This is a genomic window from Streptomyces sp. NPDC029151 (assembly GCF_055564315.1).
Map to the genome: position 1 here is coordinate 1700659 of NZ_JBVHWQ010000001.1, position 22100 is coordinate 1722758.

The window sequence follows — 22100 nt, forward strand, 5'->3', positions numbered from 1 at the left end:
TCATGCGCTCCTGTGCGTCGTGGTGTCGGACCGTCCGGCCCGGGAGAGCCAGGTGTGGACGGCTTGTGCGGTGGGACCGGCGTGCTCCTCCAGCATCGAGAAGTGGTCGCCGGGGGTCTCCTGCGGCGTGGCGTCGGCGGCCCAGGACGGCTGGGGCCCGGACGGGGCCCCGGGCAGTGCTTCGGCGGCGCGCAGGAAGAGGGTGGGGACGGTGGGGCGGGCAGGTGTCCAGTCGGCGAAGAGCCGGAAGTAGGCGCCCATCGCGGTCAGTGAGCGGGTGTCCGTGGCCGCCTCGGCGCCGTGCCGGGTGAACAGGCCGTCGGTCAAGGCGGTGGCCAGGGTGTCGCTCGTCTCGCTCTGGAGGTAGGTGTCGAGGAGCACCAGGGCCGCCGGGGCCTGGCCGTCCGCCGCGAGGTGCGCGGCCACCGCGTGGGCGATCCAGCCGCCCGACGAGTAGCCGAGCAGCGCGACGGGCCGGCCGGCCGCGTACCGCCGTACCGCCTCGGCCTGTGCCTCGACCACCGCCTCCCGGGTGCCGGGGAGGGGTTCACCGGGCAGGAATCCGGGCTGGGGCACCGCGGCCACCTCGCGTCGGCCGCGCAGCGCGCCCGCGAACCGGGCGAACTGGTGCGGGCCGGACATGGCCACCACCGCCGGGAAGCAGACCAGCGCGGGCTCCGTGCCGTCGCCGCTCGCCAGCCGGACGGGTCCGGACCGCTCCCCCAGCTCGGCGGGGGTGGTGAAGGAGGGGAGGAACCGGGAGGCCGTGCGGAGCAGTTCGATGCCCTCCAGGGTGCGGCCCGCCTCCCGGGCCCGCCGGAACAGCGCGCCGATGCCGTCGTCCTCGGGCGGGACCACGGTGGCAGCGGCCGTGGTGGAGGAGGGGGTCGCGGCCAGTTCGGTTCTCAGGTGGCGGACGAGGGCGGGGAGGGTGGCGTGGTCGAAGACGACGGTCGCCGCCAGGCGCAGGCCGGTGGTCCGCTCCAGCCGGTTGCGCAGTTCCACCGCGGTGAGCGAGTCCAGGCCCAGCTCGGGCAGTGACCTGTCCTCGTCCACGTCGTCGGGCCCGGAGAAGCCGAGGACGGCCGCCGCCTCCGTGCGGACGGCGGTGCGCAGCGCGTCCTCCAGGGCTGTCCCGCGCAGTCCGGCCAGGCGCGCCGGCCGGGGGGCGGTGCCGGTGGGGTGGCCGCCGGCCGGGGCCGGCGTGGGCCGTGCGGGGTGCCGGGCCAGCAGGCGCAGCGGTGCGGGCAGGCCGGGGTCGTCGGCCAGGGCGCGCAAACGCTCCGGGGCCGTGGTGAGCGGGGCCAGGACCGGGTCGGGGGCGTCCGCGCCGACGGCCGCGTCGAACAGCGCGAGTCCCCGCTCGGGGGTCAGCGCCTCGATGCCCGCGCGGGCCGTGCGGCGGAGTTCGGGGGCGCCCGCCATGCCTTCACCGCCCTGGTCCCACGGCCCCCACGCGAGGGACAGCGCGGGCAGGCCGTGCGCCCTGCGGTGCTGGGCGAGGGCGTCGAGGAAGGTGTTGGCGGCGGCGTAGTTGGCCTGGCCGGGGGCGCCGAGCAGGCCGGCCGCCGAGGAGAACAGCACGAAGGCGGACAGGTCCGCGTCCCGGGTCAGCTCGTGCAGGTGCCAGGCCGAGGCCGCCTTCGCGCGCAGCACGCGTTCCAGGTGCCGCGGGGTCAGGGAGGCCACGACCGCGTCGTCCAGGACGCCCGCGCAGTGGACGACCGCGCCGACCGGACGGTCCGCCGGGACGCCGGCCAGCACCCCGGCCAGGGCGTCCCGGTCGCCGACGTCACAGCCGGCGACCGTCGCCGTGCCGCCGAGCCCCTCGATCTCGTCGGCCAGCGCGGCCAGCCGGGGATCGTCGGCGTGCCGGCCGACGAGCAGGACGTGCCGTACCCCGTGCGCGGCGACCAGGTGACGGGCCGTCGAGCGGCCCAGGGCTCCCGCGGCGCCGGTGACCACGGTGGTGCCGCCGGGCCGGAAGGCGGCGGCGCCGGGAGCGAGGGCCGAGGGCACGAGGTGGGGCGTGCGCGGTTCTCCCCCGCGGATCGCCACCTCGGCCGCCCCCGAGGCCACGGCGGCCGGCAGGGCGTCCCAGGACTCCGGCGCGCCGTCCACGTCCACCACGGCGAACCGGCCGGGGTGCTCGGAGGCCGCGGAGCGCAGCAGCCCCCACAAGGGGGCGTGCGCCAGGTCCGGTACGTCCTCCTCCGGCCCCGCCGCCACCGCGCGGCGCGTGACGGCCACGAGCCGGGACCGTGTCAGGCCCGCGGTGGACAGCCAGGTCCGGATCAGCTCCAGTGCCCGGTGCAGGGGGGTCGTGTCGAGCGGGTCGTGCGGGTCCTGTGCCGTGAGGAACGGGACGAGGACGGTGTCGGTGCCGTCCGGGACCCGGGTCGGGTCGTCCACCCGGGGCAGGGAGCCGAGCGGGGCGGAGCCGAGGACGGCCCACGTGCGCGTGTCCGGTGTCGGCGCCGGGACCTCCGGGCGGGTCCAGGCGACGCGCAGCAGGGACCGGTCGGGGCGGGGGGACGCGGACACCGGGCGCAGGGACAGGGCGGTGACGGAGGCGACCGGAGCGCCGGCGGGGTCGGTCAGCTCCACGGCCACGGTGCCCGGGGTGCCGGCCGGGGTCAGGCGCACCCGCAGCGCCCGGGCCCCGGTGGCGTGGAGCCGGACGCCCCGCCAGGAGAACGGCAGGACGGGCGGGGCGGGGCGGTCGCCGTCCCCGACACCCAGGACGTGCAACGCCGCGTCCAGCAGGGCGGGGTGCACGCCGAAGGTGCCCGGGTCCGTGCCGTCGGGGAGCGTGACCTCGGCGAGGAGCACGTCGCCGTCGCGCCACGCGGCCCGGAGGCCCTGGAAGGCCGGTCCGTGCCACAGGCCTGCCCCGGCCATCCGCTCGTAGCCGCCGGTGAGGTCGACGGGGGACGCTGCCGCGGGCGGCCATGTCCCGGCCGACGGGGGCGGGTTCTGGCCGGCGGCGGACAGGGTGCCGGTGGCGTGCCGGGTCCAGGTGCCGCCGGTGAGGGCGTGGACGCCGAACGACCGCCGGCCGTCGGCGTCCGGTTCCTGCACGGACAGCCTCAGGGGCACGGGGCCGTGGTCGGGGACGGCGAGCGGGGCCTCCAGGACGAGGTCCTCGACCGTCGGGCAGCCCAGCTCGGCGCCCGCGCGCAGGGCCAGTTCCGCGAGGGCCGCGCCGGGCAGGACCGCCGTACCGGCGACGCGGTGCTCGGCCAGCCAGGGCAGGGTCCGCGCGTCGAGTTCGCCGGTGAAGACGGAGCCCCGGATGTCGGGGGCGGAGACGGCGGGGCCCAGCACGGGGTGTTCCCGGTCCGCCTGCCGGGGGGCGGCCGCGAGCCAGTACCGGCGGCGCTGGAAGGGGTAGGTCGGCAGGTCCACCCGGCGTGCCCCGGTGCCGTCGAAGTACTCCGTCCAGTCGACGTCCACGCCGTGGACGTGCGCTTCGGCGAGGGCGGTGGTCAGGGCCCGGGGTTCCGGGAGGCCGGGCCGGAGCAGGGGCACCACGGTGTGCCCGCGGTCGGCGAGGCAGTCCCGGGCCGCCGCGGTGAGCGCGGTGCCGGGGCCGACCTCCACGAGGACGGCCGCGCCGTCGGCCTCCAGCCGGGCCACGGCGTCACGGAACCGCACCGGCTCCCGCAGCTGGCGCACCCAGTACTCGGGCGAGCACAGGTCGGCGGCGGAGGCGGGCCGGCCGGTGGTCGCGGAGACCACGGGCAGTGACGGTTCCCGGAAGGTGACGCCCTGCGCGACCCGCCGGAACTCGTCGAGCATGCCGTCCATGTGCGCGGAGTGGAAGGCGTGGCTGACACGCAGCCTCCGGGTCCGGCGGCCGGCCCGCGTGAGCCGGGCGGTCAGCGCGTCCACCGCGTCCGCGTCACCGGAGACGACCACGGAGGCGGGCCCGTTGACGGCGGCGAGCACGACCCCGTCCGTCAGCAGCGCCGCGACCTCCTCCTCGGGTGCCTGGACGGCCGCCATCGCGCCGTGGACCGGCAGCGCCTGCATCAGCCGGCCGCGCGCCGCCACCAGCGTGGCCGCGTCCTCCAGGCTCAGGACGCCCGCGACATGGGCGGCGACCAGCTCGCCGAGGGAGTGTCCGGCGAGCGCGTCGGGCCGTACGCCCCACGACCGCAGCCGGTGCGCCAGCGCCGTCTCCACGGCGAACAGGGCCGGCTGGGTGTAGTCGGTGCGGTCCAGCAGGGCGGCGTCGGCGGTGCCCGGTTCGGCGAACAGCACGTCACGCAGGGGCCGTTCGAGGAGCGGGTCGAGGTATCCGCACACCTCGTCCAGGGTCTTGGCGAACACCGGGTCGGCCGTGGCCAGTTCGCGCCCCATGCCGGGCCGCTGGCTGCCCTGGCCGCTGAAGAGGAAGGCCACGGTGCCGTCGGCGGTGTGTCCGGTCAGGGCGCCGGGCCCGGGCGTCCCGGTGCCGGCGAGCCGTTCCAGGGCGGCCGTCCGCTCCTGGGGTCCGACGGCGACGACGGCCGCGCGGTGGCGGAGTGCGGAGCGGGTGGTGGCGAGGCTGAAGGCGAGGTCGGCGGCGGGGGTGTCCGGCCGGGCGCGCAGGTGTTCCAGCAGGCGCCGTGCCTGGTCGCGCAGGGCCGACGGGGTCGAGGCCGACAGCAGCCAGGGCGCGCCGTCGTCCCGCGGCTCCCGGGCGGGGTCCGCGGGCGCCGGGTCCGGGCCGGGTGCGGCCGGTTCCTCGGGGGCCTGTTCGATGACGGCGTGGGCGTTGGTGCCGCTGATCCCGAAGGAGGAGACGCCGGCCCGGCGCGGCTCCCCGGTGTCGGGCCAGGCGACGGCGTCGGTCAGGAGCCGTACCCCGCCGGCCGACCAGTCGACGTGGGGGGTGGGGCGGTCGATGTGCAGGGTCCGCGGGAGCGTCCCGTGGCGCATGGCCTGCACCATCTTGATCACGCCGCCGACGCCCGCCGCGGCCTGCGCGTGCCCGATGTTCGACTTGAGGGAGCCGAGCCACAGGGGCCGGTCCGGCTCGTGCTCGCTGCCGTAGGTGGCCAGCAGGGCCTGGGCCTCGATGGGATCGCCCAGGACCGTTCCGGTGCCGTGCGCCTCGACGGCGTCGACCTGGCGGGCGGTCAGTCCGGCGGCGGCCAGCGCCTGCCGGATGACCCGCTCCTGCGCCGGTCCGCTGGGCGCGGTCAGCCCGTTGCTGGCGCCGTCCTGGTTGACGGCGCTGCCGCGCACCACCGCGAGGACGCGGTGGCCGTTGCGGCGGGCGTCCGAGAGCCGTTCCACGAGGAGGACCGCGACGCCCTCGCCCCAGCCGGTGCCGTCCGCGCCGGCGGCGAACGACTTGCACCGGCCGTCGGGGGCGAGGCCCCGCTGACGGCTGAACTCGATGAACGGCCCCGGGGTCGCCATGACGGTGGCGCCTCCGGCCAGGGCGAGGGAGCACTCGCCGGAGCGGAGCGCCTGGGCGGCGAGGTGCAGTGCCACCAGCGACGACGAGCAGGCGGTGTCCACGGTCACGGCGGGGCCTTCGAGGCCGAGGGCGTAGGCGACGCGGCCGGAGGCGACGCTGCCCGCGGTGCCCGAGCCGAGGTAGCCCTCCACGTCCTCGGGGGCGCCGTCCGCGGCCCAGGAGCCGTAGTCGTGGTACATCACGCCCGCGAAGACGCCCGTGTCGCTGCCGCGCACCGACAGCGGGGCGATGCCCGCCCGTTCGAACGCCTCCCACGACACCTCCAGCAGCAGCCGCTGCTGCGGGTCCATGGCGAGGGCCTCGCGCGGGCTGATGCCGAAGAAGCCGGGGTCGAAGTCGGCGGCGCCGTCCAGGAATCCGCCGTGGCGGGTGGCGATGGTGCCGCGCCGGCCGGGTGCGGGGTCGGGGTCGTAGCGGCCGTCGATGTCCCAGCCCCGGTCGCGGGGCATCTCGGCGATGGCGTCGCGGCCGGACACGACGAGGTCCCACAGGTCCTCGGGGGAGGTCACGCCACCGGGGTAGCGGCAGGCCATGCCGATGATGGCGATCGGCTCGTCGGCGGGGGCCGCGGGGCCGCGGACCGGGGCCGCGGCCGCCGCCGCGGTGCCGGACAGCAGCACGCGCAGGCGTGCGGCGAGGGCGCCGGGAGTCGGGTGGTCGAAGACCATGGTCGTCGGCAGCCGCAGGCCGGTGCGGGCGCCGAGCCGGTTGCGGAGTTCGATCGCCGCGAGCGAGTCGAAGCCGGCTTCCGCGAAGGTGCGGTCGTCGGGGACGTCCCGCGCGCTCTCGTGGCCGAGGATCGCCGCGGCCTCGGCCCGCACCAGCTCGGTCAGCTCGCGCAGCTGCTCGGCCTCGGGCAGGGCGGCGAGGCGTTCGGCGGGGCCGGTGCCGCCCGGCTCCGCGGGGGACGCCGTGCGCCGCCGGGGTGCGGGCCGCGCCAGGGCGCGCAGCAGCGCGGGTGCGGTGGCCGCGTCGAGCCGGCGCGGGTCCAGGTGGAGCGGCGCCACCAGCGGCTCGTCACCGGCGAGGGCGGTGTCGAACAGGGCCAGCCCGTCCGCCTCGGGGATCGGCCGCATGCCGAGGGCCGCCAGCCGGCGGCGCGCCGGGGCGTCGACCCCGCCGACCATGCCGGTGGTGCCCTCCCACAGGCCCCAGGCCAGGGACAGGGCGGGCAGTCCGCGGCGGCGGCGGTGTACGGCGAGGGCGTCCAGGAAGCCGTTGGCCGCGGCGTAGTTGGCCTGGCCGGGGGCGCCGAGCAGACCGGCCGCCGAGGAGAACAGCACGAAGGCGGACAGGTCCATGTCCCGGGTCAGCTCGTGCAGATGCCAGGCGGCGTCGGCCTTCGGCGCCATGACGCGGCGCACCCGGTCCGGGGTCAGCGCCTCGACGGTGCCGTCGTCGAGGATGCCGGCCGCGTGGACGACGGCGGTCAGCGGACGCTCCGGCGGCAGCGCGGCCAGCAGGCCGGCCAGGGCCTCCCGGTCGGCGGCGTCGCACGCGGCGACGGTCACCTCGGCGCCGAGGTCGCGCAGCGCGGCGGCGAGGCCGTCCGCGCCCTCGGCGGCCGGGCCGCTGCGGCTGGTCAGCAGCAGGTGCCGCACGCCGTACCGGGCGACGAGGTGCCGCGCCAGCAGTCCGCCGAGCGCCCCGGTGCCGCCGGTGATCAGGACGGTGCCGTCCGGGTCGAACACGGGGGGCGGGCCGGCCGGGGTGCCGGTGGCCACGGGGACGGACGGGTGGGCGGGCGGGGTGTCGGTGGGGGGCGGGGGGGACGACTGGACCGGTGGGGTGCCGGTGGGGGGCGGGGCTGACGACTGGACCGGCGGCACGCCAGTGGGGGTCACGCCGGACGGCCGAGCGGATGCGTTGCCGGCCGGGGCCGCACCGGACGACTGGACCGGTGGGGTGTCGGTCGGGGCCGGAGCGGACGACCGAGCGGATGCGTTGCCGGCCGGGGCCGCACCGGACGGCTGGACCGGCGGCACGCCAGTGGGGGTCACGCCGGACGGCCGAGCGGATGCGTTGCCGGCCGGGGCCACACCGGACGACTGCACCGACGGCACGCCGGTCGGGGCCGGGGCGGACGGCTGGACCGGCGGCACGCCGGTCGCGGGCACGCCGGACGGCCGAGCGGTCGCGTTGCCGGACGGGTTCACGCCGGGCTGCCGGGCGGCCGGGGGGTCGGTGGGGATGAGGCGGGGGACGAGGAGGCGGCCGGCCCGGACGGCGACGGCCGGTTCGTCCGAGCCGAGTGCCGTGGGCAGGTCCCGGGGCAGTTCGCCGGGGGCGTCGGTGTCCACCAGGAGGATCCGTCCCGGATGCTCCGACTGGGCCGACCGCAGCAGACCGAGGGCGGCGGCGCCCGGCAGGTCGGTGACGTCCTCGTCGGGTCCGGCGGCCACGGCCCCGCTGGTGACGACGGCCAGGCGGGTGCCGGTGAACCGGTCGTCGGCGAGCCAGGCCCGCAGCTGCTCAAGGGTGTGGGCGGCGCGGTCCGCCGCCGCACGGTCCGGCCGGTCGGCGGGCGGGGTGTCGAGGAGCGGCAGGAGCAGTACCCCGGGGGGCGCGGCGGCCGAGCCGAGCGCCTCGGCGAGCGGTGCGGCCGCGCCGTACGACGCCGGTACGACGGGTGTCCGCGGCGGGACCCAGGTGGGGCGGAGCAGCGGTTCACGGGGGCCGGCGCCCTCGGTGAGCTTCCCGGCCGGGCGCAGTGCCAGCGACCCGGCGGTGAGGACCGGCCGACCGGCCGGGTCGGCCACCTCGACGGTGACGGTGCCGGGTCCGCCCGGGGTGAGCCGTACGCGGGCGGCGACGGCACCGGCCGCGTGGAGGGACACGCCGTGCCAGGAGAACGGCAGGGAGGCGGTGTCGGGGGTGCCCGGGAGCGTGCCGAGTCCCAGGGCGTGCAGGGCGGCGTCGAGCAGGGCGGGGTGCAGGCCGAACGCGCGGGCGCTGTCGTGCTGTTCGCCGTCCAGGGCGACCTCGGCGAACAGCTCCTCGCCGCGCTGCCAGGCCGCGCGCAGGCCCTGGAAGGCGGGGCCGTACTGGAGGCCTTCGGCGGCCAGGCGGTCGTAGAGCCCGTCCAGGTCGAGGGCGGTCGCGTCGGCGGGCGGCCAGGGCGCCGGGCTGTCGCCGGTCCGGGGCGGCTGCGGGGCCGTGCCGGTCAGCACACCGGTGGCGTGCCGGACCCAGGGCTGCCCGGTCAGGGCGTCCTCGTCGCGCGCGTACACCTCGACCGGCCGCCGGCCGTCCTCGCCGGGCGCGCCGACGCGGATCTGCAGGTGCGCGGCCCGGTCGGCCGGGATCACCAGGGGGGCGGTGAGGGTGAGCTCCTCGACGTGGTCGCAGTCCGCGTGCAGGCCCGCGCGCAGCGCCAGTTCCAGGAACGCGGTGCCCGGCAGCAGCACGGACCCGCCCACGGCGTGGTCGGCGAGCCAGGGCTGGGCGGTGGGCGTCAGCCGGCCGGTGAACAGGTACTCCTCGGAGTCCGCCACGAGCACGCTCGCGCCGAGCAGCGGGTGGTCGGGGAAGCCGAGACCGGCCGCGGAGACGTCGACCCGGTCGCGGGCCGGTGCCGTGAGCCAGTGGCGCCTGCGCTGGAAGGCGTACGTCGGCAGCTCCACCCGGCGCGCGTGCGTGCCCTGGAAGAACGCCTCCCAGTCGACGCCGGCGCCACGCGTGTGGAGGTGGCCGGCGGCGGTGGTCACCGTGGCGGCCTGCGGGCGGCCGGCGCGCTGTGCCGGTACCGCCGCGGAGGCGGCGGTCAGGCAGGCCTCGGCCATGGGTGCGAGGGCCGCGTCGGGTCCGAGTTCGAGGAAGGTCCGCACCCCGGCGGCTTCGAGGTGGCGTACGGCGTCGGCGAACCGGACGGGCCGGCGGGCGTTGCGCACCCAGTACTCGGGGGTGCACAGCTCGTCGGCGTCCGCGGGCGCCCCGGTGACGGTGGAGACGAAGCCGATGCGGGGCGGCCGGAGGTCGAGGCCGGCGGCGATCTGCCGGAGTTCGTCCAGCATGGGGGTGACGCGCGCGGAGTGCGAGGCGTAACTGACGTTCAGCCGACGGGTCTTGCGGCCCTGCCGGGCGAAGTGGCCGGCGAGCGCGGTGACGGGCTCCTCGTCGCCGGTGAGGACCACCGCGCCGGGGCTGTTGACGGCCGCGATCTCGGCGCCGTCGGTGAGCAGGGGGCGGACCTCGTCCTCGGCGGCGGCGACGGCCACCATGGCGCCGCCGACGGGGAGTTCCTGGGTGAGCCGGCCCCGCGCGGCGACCAGGGCCGCCGCGTCGGCGAGGGAGAGCACGCCGGCGACGTGGGCCGCGGCCAGTTCGCCGCCGGAGTGGCCGAGGACGTGGTCGGGTTCGACCCCCCAGGAGCCGAAGAGCCGGAACAGGGCCACCTCCACGGCGAACAGGGCGGGCTGGGCGTAGGCCTGCCCGGACAGGAGCGTGGCGCCGTCCGGGCCCGGTTCGGCGAAGACGGCGGGACGCAGGGGGGCGGGCAGGTGCCGGTCCAGTTCCGCGCAGGCGGCGTCGAACGCGTCGGCGAAGGCGGGGAACGCGGCGTACAGGTCGCGGCCCATGCCCGGGCGCTGGCTGCCGCCGCCGGTGAACATCATCGCGAGGCCGCCGGGGGCGGTGCGTCCGTGCAGCAGTCCGGGCGCGGGCCGTCCGGCCGCGAACTCCTCCACGGCGCACAGCAGTTCCTCCCGGTCGTCGCCGGTGAGGACCGCGCGGTGCTCCAGGGGGGTGCGGGTGGTGAGCAGGGAGTAGCCGACGTCGAGCGGGCTGGGCCCGGGGTGGCGGCGCAGGTGCGCGCAGAGGCGGGCGGCCTGGGCGCGCAGGGCCTGTTCGGAGGCGGCGGTCAGGGCCCACAGGGCGGGTCTCGACGGTGCCGTGCCGGCCGCGGACCGGGGCTCGTCGGACGGCGGTTCCCCGGACCGGCGGACCCCGGACGGCCTTTCCCCGGCCGATGCTTCCCCGCCCGGCTTTTTCCCGACCGGCTTTTCTCCAACCGGCTTTTCCCCGACCGGCTTTTCCCCGACCGGCTTTTCCCCGACCGGTGTTTCCCCGGCCGACGGCTCCTCCGACGGTGGCTCCTCGATGACGACGTGGGCGTTGGTGCCGGAGAAGCCGAAGGACGAGACGCCGGCGCGCCGCGGTGTCGCGGCGCGGGGCCACGGGCGGGGCTCGGTGAGGAGTTCCAGGGTGCCGGAGGACCAGTCGACGTGCGGGGTGGGCTCGTCGACGTGGAGGGTCCTGGGCAGCAGCTGCTCGCGCAGGGCGAGGACCATCTTGATGACGCCGCCGACGCCGGCGGCGGCCTGGGTGTGGCCGATGTTCGACTTGAGGGAGCCCAGCAGCAGGGGGTGTTCCGGGGCGCGGCCCCGGCCGTAGGCGGCGAGCAGGGCCTGGGCCTCGATGGGGTCGCCGAGCGTGGTGCCGGTGCCGTGCGCCTCCACGGCGTCGACGTCGCCGGGGCCGAGGCCGGCGTCGTCGAGGGCCTGCCGGATGACCCGCCGCTGCGCGGTCCCGTTGGGGGCGGTCAGGCCGTTGCTCGCACCGTCCTGGTTGACGGCGGTGCCGCGGACGACGGCGAGGACGCGGTGGCCGTTGCGGCGGGCGTCGGAGAGCCGTTCCAGCAGGAGCATGCCGGCGCCCTCCGCCCAGCCGGTGCCGTCGGCGGCGGCCGCGAAGGACTTGCACCGGCCGTCCGAGGAGAGGCCCTCCTGGCGGCTGAAGTCCACGAAGGGCAGCGGGGAGGCCATCACGGTGGCGCCTCCCGCCATGGCGAGGGAGCACTCGCCCTTGCGCAGCGCGGTGACGGCCAGGTGCAGGGCGACCAGGGAGGAGGAGCAGGCGGTGTCGATGGTGACGGCCGGCCCCTCCAGACCGAAGGTGTAGGCGATGCGGCCGGAGGCGATGCTGCCGGAGGTGCCGGTGCCGAGGTAGCCCATGACCTCCTCCGGCAGTTCCCTCAGCCGGGCGGCGTAGTCGTGGTACATGATCCCGGCGTAGACGCCGGTGCGGCTGCCCCGCAGGGTGGCCGGGTCGATGCCCGCGTGCTCGAAGGCCTCCCAGGCGGTCTCCAGCAGCAGCCGCTGCTGGGGGTCCATGGCCGTCGCCTCGCGCGGGCTGATGCCGAAGGGCGCCGGGTCGAAGTCGGCGACGTCGTACAGGAATCCGCCCGCGTGGGCGTGGCTGGTGCCGGCGTCCTCGGCCCGGGGGCCGTGCAGGGCGCCGAGGTCCCAGTCGCGGTCGGTGGGGAAGGCGGAGACGGCGTCCCGGCCCTCGGCGACGAGCTGCCAGAGGTCCTCGGGGCTGCGGACGCCGCCGGGGTAGCGGCAGGCCATGCCGACGACGGCGACGGGTTCGCGGGCGGCGTCCTCGGTCTCCCGCAGCCGCTTGCGGGTCTGGCGCAGCTCCGCGGTCAGCCGTTTGAGGGAGTCGAGGACCTTGTCGTCGTACGGTGTCCGGTCGGTGCCCGTCATCAGGCGTTCCCCAGTTCTTCGTCGATGATGTCGAGCAGCTCGCCGAGGTCGGCGGCGTCGAGTGCGTCGTCCGCGTCGTCCGTGCCGTCGGCGGCGCCGGCGCCGGCGCCGGTGGTGGCCTCGTCCCAGGCGGCGAGCAGGCCCTTCAGCCTGAGCCGGATCTGTGCGGCCGCCTCGGGGTCGCCGGACAGCTGCGGGAGGGTGTCGCGGAGCCGGTCGAGGTCCGCGAGGGCGGTGTCGGCCGGGTCGGGCGCGGCGGGGACGAGGGTCTCCTTCAGGTGGGCGGCGAGCGCGGCGGGTGTGGGGTGGTCGAAGACCACGGTGGCCGGGAGCCGGACGCCGGTGGCGGCGTCGAGCCGGCCGCGGATCTCCACGGCCGCGAGGGAGTCGAGCCCGGACTCGGTGAAGGACCGGTCCGCCGGGACGGCATGCGGCGAGCTGTGGCCGAGCACCGCGGCGGCCTGGGCGAGGACGAGGTCGAGCAGCAGGCTCTCCCGTCCGGCGTCGTCCAGCGGGAGCAGCCGGTCGGTGAGCGACGGCCCGCCCACGGCCGCGGCGGCGGTGGCCGCGGGGTCGGTCGCGGGGGTGCGGGCCGGGGGCACCAGGCCCCTGAGCACCGGCGGGAAGTCGGGGTTCTGGCTGCGCGGCCGGAGCAGCGGCAGGTCGAACCGGGCGGCGACGAGGACGGGCTCCGGCCGGTGGAGCGCGGCGTCGAACAGGGCCAGTCCGGTGTCGGGGGCGATCGCGCCGAAACCGGCGCGGGTGATGCGGTCGCGCTCGGCGTCGGTCAGGCCGCCCGCCATGCCGCCCCGCTCCTGGTGCCACAGGCCCCAGGCGAGGGAGGTCGCGGGCAGTCCGGCGGCGGCGCGGTGCGCGGCGAGTCCGTCGAGGAAGCCGTTGGCGGCGGCGTAGGCGCCCTGCCCGGCGGAGCCGAGGACCCCGGCCGCCGAGGAGAACAGGACGAAGGCGGCGAGCGGCAGCTCCCGGGTCAGCTCGTCCAGGTGCCGGGCGGCGACGGCCTTCGGTGCCATGACGCCGGCCAGGCGCCGCGGGGTGAGGGAGCCGAGCACGCCGTCGTCCAGGACGCCCGCGGCGTGCACCACCGCGGTCAGCGGCCGGTCGGCCGGTACGGCGGCGAGCAGCGCGGCCAGCGCGTCACGGTCGGCCGCGTCGCAGGCGGTCACCGTCACGTCGGCGCCCCGCGCGCGCAGTTCGGCGGCGAGTTCGGCCGCGCCCTCGGCTGCCGGGCCCCGGCGGCTGGTCAGCAGGAGGTGGCGCACGCCGTGCGCGGTGACGAGGTGCCGGGCGAGGAGCGCGCCGAGGTCGCCGGTGCCGCCGGTGATCAGGACCGTGCCGTCCGGGTCGAGGACGGTCCCGGGGCCGTCGCCCGGTGCGGGGGTGCGGTCCAGCCGGGGCACGAGCAACCGGTCGCCGCGCAGCGCGAGTTGCGGCTCGTCCGTGGCGAGGGCGGCGGGCAGGGCGGCCCAGGCCGCGTCACTGCCGTCCAGGTCGGCGACGACCACCCGGCCGGGGTACTCCGCCTGCGCGGCCCGGGCCAGCCCCCAGACGGCCGACTGGGCGGGAGCGTCCAGTCCCTCCTCCGGGGTGCAGGCGACGGCTCCGGTGGTGACCAGCACCAGCCGCCCGCGCGCGGACCGCTCCGTGTCGGCCAGCCAGGACTGGAGAGCGGCGAGGGCCGCTGCCGCGGCGGCGACGGGGTCCGGGGGGCCGTCGTCGGCGGTGGTGAGCGGTACGAGGGTGAAGTCGGCGTCCGTGCCGGGGTGGGCGCCGGTGAGGACGGCGGGTGCGGGGGGAGCGCCCAGCCAGGTGAGGGTGGGGAGTTCGGTGGGTGTGGGGGCGGGGGCCGGGGTCCAGGCGACGCGGTAGAGGTCCGCCGGCTCGTGGGCGTGCCCGGCGCCGAGGTGGCGGGCGGACACGCGGCGTGCGGTCAGCCGGGCGACGCCGGCCACCGGGTCGCCCCGGCCGTCGGCGATCCGCAGGGTGACGGTGTCCTCGCCGGCCGGGGCGATCCGCACCCGCAGGCGGGTGGCCCCGGCGGCGTGCAGCCGGACTCCGGCCCAGGAGAACGGCACCGCCGCGCCCGGTCCGGAGCCCAGTCCGTCCATGGCGGCCAGGTGCTGGGCGGCGTCCCAGAGGGCGGGGTGGACGGCGAAGGCGCCGGCGTCGGCGCCGTCCGGGAGGGCGACGTCGGCGTAGAGCACGTCGCCGTCGCGCCAGGCGGCCCGCACGCCCCTGAACAGCGGGCCGTAGCGGACGCCCTGGGCGGCGAAGTCGTCGTACAGGCCGTCGACCGGGACGGGGACGGCGCCCTCCGGGGGCCAGACACGCAGGTCGGGTTCGGGCGTGGGATCGCCGTCGGCGAGCGCGCCGCTCGCGTGCAGGGTCCACCGGTCCGGGTCCGTGCCGTCGTACGGGCGGGCGTACAGGCGCAGGGGCCGGCCGCCGGAGTCGTCCGGTTCGTCGAGCAGCAACTGGAGTTCGAGGTCGTCGCCGGGGCCGAGGAGCAGCGGGGCGTGCAGGGTCAGTTCCCGCACCACCGGGCTGCCCACGGCCTCCGCGGCCTGCACGGCGAGTTCCAGGGGGAGGGTGCCGGGTGCGACCGTCGCGCCGAACACCTCGTGCTCGGGGAGCCACGGCACGGTGGCCGTGGAGAGCCGGCCCGTGGCCAGGAACCGGTCGCTGTCGCCCAGCCGTACCAGCGGGCCGAGCACGGGGTGCCCGGCGCCGGGGTCGAAGCCGGTGCCGGGTCCGCTGCCGCGGGCGGCCCCGCGGCGCGGCCAGTAGCGGCTGCGCCGGAAGGCGTACGTGGGCAGCTGGACCGTGCGCGCGCCGCGCCCGGCGAGGACGGCGGCCCAGTCCACCGGGACGCCGTGGGCGTGCAGGGTCCCGACGGCGTGCAGCAGCGTGGCCTCCTGCGGCCGGTCCCTGCGCTGCGCGGCCACGACGGTGCCGCGGCCGTCGAGGCTGTCGGCGGCCATGGGGCCGAGCGCGCCGAGGCCCAGCTCGACGTAGAGGCTCGCCCCGGCCTCGTCCAGGGAGCGGACGGCGTCGTGGAAGAGCACGGTGTCGCGGACGTGGCGGACCCAGTGGCCGGGCGAGCACAGCTCCTCGGCGGTCGCGGGGCGGCCGGTGAGGGTGGAGACGACGGGGATGCGCGGCGGGCTGTACGTCAGCCGCCGTGCGACCTGCTCGAACTCGGCGAGCATCGGGTCCATGAGCGGGGAGTGGAAGGCGTGGCTGACCCGCAGCCAGGAGACGCGCCGGCCCCGATCCCTGAGGACGGCGACCACCTCGGCCACCGCCTCGCGCGCACCGGAGAGCACGGTCGCCCGGGGCCCGTTGACCGCCGCGACGGCGACACGGCCGCCGGTGTCGCCGAGCAGGTCGGCCGCCTCCGCCGGGGCGGCCTCCACGGCGGCCATGGCGCCGCCCTCCGGCAGGGCCTGCATCAGCCGGCCCCGGGCCGCGACCAGGGCCGCGGCGTCGGCGAGGGAGAGCACCCCCGCCACGTGCGCGGCGGCGATCTCGCCGATCGAGTGCCCGGCGAGAAGGTCGGGGCGGACGCCCCAGGACTCCAGCAGCCGGAACAGCGCCACCTCGAACGCGAACAGCGCCGGCTGCGCGTACTCGGTACGGTCGATCGGCCCGGCCGTAACGGTGCCGGCCCCATCGCCGTCGGCCGACCCGGCCGTAACAGGACCGGCCCCATCGCCGCCGGCCGACCCGGCCGTAACAGGACCGGCCCCGCCGCCGGCCGACCCGGCCGTAACAGAACCGGCCCCGCCGCCGCCGGCCGACCCGGCCGTAACAGAACCGGCCCCGCCGCCGCCGGCCGACCCGGCCGTAACGGAACCGACCCCGCCGCCGCCGGCCGACCCGGCCGTAACGGAACCGGCCCCGCCGCCGCCGGCCGACCCGGCCGTAACGGAACCGGCCCCGCCGCCGCCGCCGTCGCCGTCGCCGGCTCCGGCTCCGGCTCCGGCTCCGGCTCCGGCTCCGGCGAACACGATGTCGCGCAGCGGCCGCGGCAGATGCGGGTCGAGCGCGGCGCACACCGCGTCGAAGGCGTCGGCGTAAGCGGGGTGGGCGGCGTACAGCTCCCGTCCCATGCCGACGGCCTGGCTGCCCTGGCCCGCGAAGAGGAACGCCGTACGGTGGTCCTCGCGGGCCTGTGCGTGGACGACACCGGCGGCGTCCTCGCCGGCTGCCAGGGCGGCGAGCGCGGCGGACGCCCGCGCGGCGGCCTCCGTGTCCCGGGCGTCCTCCACCAGGACGACGGCCCGGTGCCGCAGGGCCGCGCGGGTCGTGGCGAGGGACCAGCCGACGTCCAGCGGGCGTGGCGCGGGTGCGGCGGACGCCAGGTGCCCGGCCAGGTTCCGGGCCTGGGCGCGCAGGGCGTCGGGGCTCTTGGCGGACAGCGTCCACACGACCGGGCGGCCGTCCGGCCCGGAGCGGGCGTCCTGCTCCGAGGGCGTCTCCCCCGGGGTGTCCGTTGCGGGGACCGCGGGAGGTTCCTCGATGATGACGTGCGCGTTGGTGCCGCTGATGCCGAAGGAGGACACCCCGGCCCGGCGGGGGCGCCCGGCGCGCCGCCAGTCACGGGGCTCCACCAGCAGTTCCACCGCCCCCGCCGACCAGTCGACGTGCGGGGTCGGCTCGGTCACGTGCAGGGTCCGCGGCAGCCGCTCGTGCCGCAGCGCCTCGACCAGCTTGATGATCCCGGCGACGCCGGAGGCGGCCTGGGTGTGGCCGATGTTCGACTTCAGCGAGCCCAGCAGCAGCGGAGCGCCGGCGGGGCGGCGCTGCCCGTAGGTGGCGATCAGTGCCTGGGCCTCGACGGGGTCGCCGAGCTTGGTGCCGGTGCCGTGCGCCTCCACCGCGTCCACGTCGGCGGGGGTGAGGCCGGCGTCGGCGAGCGCGCTGCGGACGACCCGTTCCTGGGCGGGGCCGTTGGGGGCGGTCAGGCCGTTGCTGGCGCCGTCGGAGTTGACGGCGGAGCCGCGGACCACGGCCAGCACCCGGTGCCCGTGGCGCCGCGCGTCGGAGAGCCGCTCCACGAGCAGGACGCCGACGCCCTCGCTCCAGCTGGTGCCGTCCGCGTCGGCGGAGAACGAACGGCACCTGCCGCCCGGGGAGAGCACCTTCTGCCGGTTGAACTCGGTGAACAGCAGCGGGCTGGTCATCAGCGTGACGCCGCCCACCAGCGCGAGCGAGCACTCGCCCCGGCGCAGCGCCTGCGCGGCCCAGTGCAGCGCCACCAGGGAGGAGGAGCAGGCGGTGTCGACGGTGACGGCGGGGCCGCCGAAGCCGAACGCGTAGGCGAGGCGCCCGGCGAGGACGCTGGCGGCGTTGCCGGTGCCGACGTAACCCTCCAGGTCGTCCTTGCCGGTGGCCAGCACCCGGGGGTAGTCCTGCCCGTTGGTGCCGACGAAGACGCCGACCTGTCCGGCGGTCACCCGGGTGGGGTCGATGCCGCCGCGTTCGAACGCCTCCCAGGTGGTCTCCAGCAGCAGCCGCTGCTGGGGGTCCATCGCGAGGGCCTCGCGCGGCGAGATCCCGAAGAAGTCCGCGTCGAAGTCGGCGACGGTGTCGAGGAAGCCGCCCTGGCGGGCGTACGTGGTGCCGGGCCGGTCGGGGTCGGGGTGGTGGAGTTCGGCGAGGTTCCAGCCGCGGTCGTCGGGGAAGTCGCCGATGGCGTCGACCCCGTTGTCGAGCACCTGCCAGAGCTGTTCCGGTGAGTGCACGCCGCCCGGGAAGCGGCAGCTCATCGCGACGATCGCGAGGGCGTCGGCGGCCGGATCGGGCCGGTCGCCGGGGTGCGCGGGCGCGGTGTCGGCCGGTGCCGCGTCCGCGCCGCGGGCCGGCTGCCCCTCGGTGCGGGCGAGGACGTGTTCGGCGACCGCCCGCGGGGTGGGGTGGTCGTAGACGAGGGTCGCCGGGAGCCGCAGCCCGATCGCCGTGCGCAGCCGGTTGCGCAGCTGCACCGCGGTGAGCGAGTCGAGCCCGAGTTCCTGGAAGTTCTGGTCGTACCCGACGGTGCGCGGGTCGTCGTGGCCGAGGACCGCGGCGACCTGCGTGCGGACGGCGTCCAGCACGAACGCGCGGCGGGCGGCCGGGTCCATCCCGCCCAGCGCGCCGGCGTCCGCCGGGGCGAGGGGCGCGGCGGTGCCGGGGTGTCCGGGCTGCGGCAGGACGAGGACCGCCTGGCCGGCGTGCCGGTCCGCGGCGAGCCGTTCCAGCGCCTCGGAGGCCCGGTCGACGTCCCAGACGGGTACGGACGGCGGGTGCAGCGTCCCGTCGGCGAACAGCGCGGCGAGTTCGGTCAGGGCCGCGTGGATCCGGTCCGGTCCGGCGTCGGCCAGATCGGCCGTCAGGTAGACGACGCCGGGGTGGTCCGCGGCGACCCGGCCGGCGTCGCGGATCTCCGTGCGGCCCGTCTCCACGAACCGCCCGCCGCGCGGCAGCATCCGCAGGCCCTCGTCGGTGAACTCCCCCGTCAGGCAGTTGACCACGACATCGGCGCCCTGTCCGCCGGTGGCGGCGAGCAGCGGTGCGGCGAAGTCGGGGCCGGCCGAGGAGGCGAGCCGGTCCTCGGGCAGGCCGAGCGCGCGCAGGGCCTCCGCGTGGTCGGGGGTGTCGGTGGCGAGTACCCGGGCCCCGTGGTGCAGGGCCAGTTGGACGGCGGCGCGTCCCGTGCCGCCGCTCGCGGCGTGGACCAGCACCGTCTCGCCGGGGCGCAGCGCGGCGAGCGTGAACAGGGCGTGGTGGGCGGTCAGGAAGGCCAGCGGGGCCGCGGCCGCCTGGGCGAAGGACCATCCGTCGGGGACGCGGACGGTGTAGCGGTGGTCGGTGACCGCGAACGGGCCGGCGGCGCCCCGGGGGAACAGACCCGTCACCGCGTCGCCCACGGCGATGTCCGTGACGCCGGCTCCGGTGTCGAGGACGACACCGGCGGCCTCCACGCCGGGTGCCGTGCCGCCCTCGCCGTGCGTGGCGAGGCCGAGGCCCACGAGGACGTCCCCGAAGTGCAGTCCGGTGGCGCGGACGGCGACGCGGATCTCGTGGGGCGCGAGCCGGTCCCGTACGTCGGAGGCGGGCACGGGGGCGAGGCTGGCGAGGTCGCCGGGCTCCGTCACCTCCAGCCGCCAGGGTTCCTCGGACGCGGCGGCGGGCCGCGGTGCCGGGGCGGCGTCGCCCGCCAGCCAGAACCGGGTGCGCTGGAAGGCGTAGGTGGGGAGGTCGACGCGGTGCGCGGCGCCGAAGTACCGGTCGGCGTCCAGGCGTGCCCCGGCCGCGACCGCCTCGGCGACCGCGTCGGCGAACCGGCGCGGACCGGTGTCGCCGCGCTGCGGGAGGCCCACGACGGCCGCCGCGTCCTCCACGGTCTCGCCCAGGGCGCGGGTGAGGACGGGCTGCGGAGCACACTCGATGAACAGGTCGTAGCCGTCGGCGAGCAGGGCCCGCGTGGCCTGCTCGAACTCCGCCGGCTGCCGGGGGTGCCGGTACCGGAGGCCGCCGTCCTGGGCGGCCGGTTCCACGAGCCCGCCGGTGGCGGCGGAGTAGACGGGCAGCCGTCCGGGCCGCGGCACCGCCGAGGCGAGCGCGGCGGCCGGGTCCTCGTGGGCCGCTTCGGCCCGCGGCGTGAGCGCGTCGTGGGCCGCCGGGAGGCGTCGCGCCGGGACTCCCTCGGCCTCGCACCGCGCGCGCAGCGCGTCGAGGTCCGCGTCGGGCCCGGTGACGACCACGGACCGGGGCCCGTCGACGGCCGCGAGGGTCAGCGAGCCGGCCCCGGCCGCCAGCCAGGCGCGTACGGTCTCGGGTGTCGCGGAGACGGACAGCAGGCCGCCGCCGCGCAGCGGCCCGGGCGCCCGGGCGCCCGACGCCACCAGGCGGGCGGCGTCCGGCAGGGTGAGCCAGCCGCTGACGGTGGCCGCGGCGATCTCGCCGTCCGCGTGGCCCAGGACGGCGGATATCCGCACGCCGCAGGACTCCCAGAGGGCGGCCAGGGCGACCATGACGGCCCACAGCGCGGGCGGGGCGACCTCGGCGCCGGCCGGCGCGGGCGCCCCGGGCACGCCGCGCAGGACGTCGGTCAGCGACCAGCCGGTGTACGGGCGCAGGGCCTCGGCGCACTCCTCGATCCGCCGGGCGAACACCGGTGAGGCGTCCAGCAGTTCGCCGGCCGTGCGGACCCACTGGTCCCCGGTCCCGGGCAGGGCGCCGGGCAGGCCTCGGAAGGAGACGCCGGGGAAGGTCTCCGGGAGGGCTTCGGGGGAGCTTCCGGGGAAGACGAGGACGGCCCGGCCGGTGCCGGCGGGGGTCCGCACGCCGTCGCCGACCGCCCCGGCCGCCAGCGCGTCGACGGCCGCCAGGAGTTCCTCGCGGTCGGCTCCCACGACGGCGGCGCGGTACGGGAACGCCGTGCGGGTGCGGACGAGCGACCAGCCGATGTCGGCGGGCCGCAGCTCCGGGTGGGCGCGTACGTGCCGGGCGAGCCGCCCGGCCTGGGCGACCAGCGCCTCGGGGCTCTTGGCGGACAGCGCCCACAGCGGCGGCAGTCCGCCGTGCACGCGGCCGGCCTGCCCGGGCGACGACGCGTGGCCTGCCTGCTCGGACGACGGCACGTGGCCTGCCTGCTCGGACGACGCGTGACCGGCCTGCTCGGGCGACGGCGCGTGACCGTTCCGCTCGGTCTGCTCGGGTTCCGGGGCGGCCGGGGCCTGTTCGAGGAGCACGTGCGCGTTGGTGCCGCTGATGCCGAACGCGGAGACGCCCGCCCGACGGGGCTCGCCGGTGTCGGGCCAGGGACGCGCCTCGGTGAGCAGCGCCAGGGTGCCGGCCTGCCAGTCCACGTGCGGGGACGGCTCGTCGGCGTGCAGGGTCCGCGGCAGCACGCCGTGCCGCATCGCCATCACCGTCTTGATCACCCCGGCGACCCCCGCCGCCGCCTGGGTGTGCCCGATGTTGGACTTCAGCGAGCCGAGCCACAGCGGCCGGCCGTCCGTCCGTTCCCTGCCGTACACCGACTGCAGCGCCCGGGCCTCGATGGGGTCGCCGAGCACGGTTCCGGTGCCGTGCGCCTCGACGGCGTCGACCTGGTCCGGCCGCAGCCGGGCGTTGGCCAGGGCCTGCCCGATGACACGTTCCTGCGCGGGCCCGTTGGGTGCGGTGAGCGCGCCGCTGGCGCCGTCCTGGTTGACCGCGCTGCCCCGGACGACGGCCAGGACCGGGTGGTTGTTCGCGCGGGCCGTGGAGAGCCGTTCCAGCAGGAGCAGACCGGCGCCCTCCGCCCAGCCGGTGCCGTCCGCGCCGGCCCCGAACGCCTTGCACCGGCCGTCGGGGGCCAGACCGCGCTGCCGGCTGAACCCGACGAAGGTGGCCGGGGTGGCCATCAGCGACACCCCGCCGGCCAGGGCGCGTTCGCAGTCGCCCTGGCGCAGCGCCTGGACGGCGAGGTGGAGGGCGACGAGCGAGGAGGAGCAGGCGGTGTCGACGGTGACGGCCGGGCCCTCCAGGCCGAACGTGTAGGCCACGCGGCCGGAGGCGACGCTGCCGGCGCTGCCGGTGCCGAGGTAGCCCTCGATGTCCTCGGCGGGGTGGCTCACCCGGCTGCCGTAGTCGTTGTACATCACTCCGGCGAACACGCCGGTGCTGCTGCCGCGGACCTCTTCGGCGGGCAGACCGGCCCGCTCGAACGCCTCCCAGGCGAGCTCCAGGAGCAGCCTCTGCTGGGGGTCGGTCGCGAGGGTTTCCTTGGGACTGATCCCGAAGAAACCGGGGTCGAAGTCGGCGCAGCCGTCCACGAATCCGCCGTGGCGGGTGTACGACGTGCCCGCACGGTCCGGGTCCGGGTCGTACAGGGCGTCCAGGTCCCAGCCCCGGTCGGTGGGGAAACCGGTGACGGCGTCGGTACCGGCGGACACCAGCCGCCACAGCTCCTCGGGCGAGCCGACGCCGCCGGGCAGGCGACAGCTCATCGCCACGATGGCGATGGGCTCCTGCGCCGCCTGTTCGACCTCGTCGAGCCGCCGGCGGGTCGCCTGCAGGTCGGTGGTCACCCACCGGAGGTACTCGACGAGTTTCTCGTCCTCGGCCATCGATCCTCACTCGTGTGTCATGGT

2 protein-coding genes are annotated in these 22100 nt (G+C 77.7%); both read right to left on the reverse strand.

The window, feature by feature from the left end:
• Entirely contained in the window at positions 1 to 11958 is an 11958-nt protein-coding gene (locus tag ACZ4VF_RS06910) for an SDR family NAD(P)-dependent oxidoreductase (protein WP_467923577.1), read from the reverse strand.
• On the reverse strand, positions 11958 to 22076 hold the full coding sequence (locus tag ACZ4VF_RS06915) for a type I polyketide synthase (RefSeq protein ID WP_467923578.1): 10119 nt from the start codon (positions 22074 to 22076) through the stop codon (positions 11958 to 11960). The genes ACZ4VF_RS06910 and ACZ4VF_RS06915 overlap by 1 nt, the downstream gene beginning before the upstream one ends.
• Positions 22077 to 22100 lie beyond the last annotated feature (24 nt).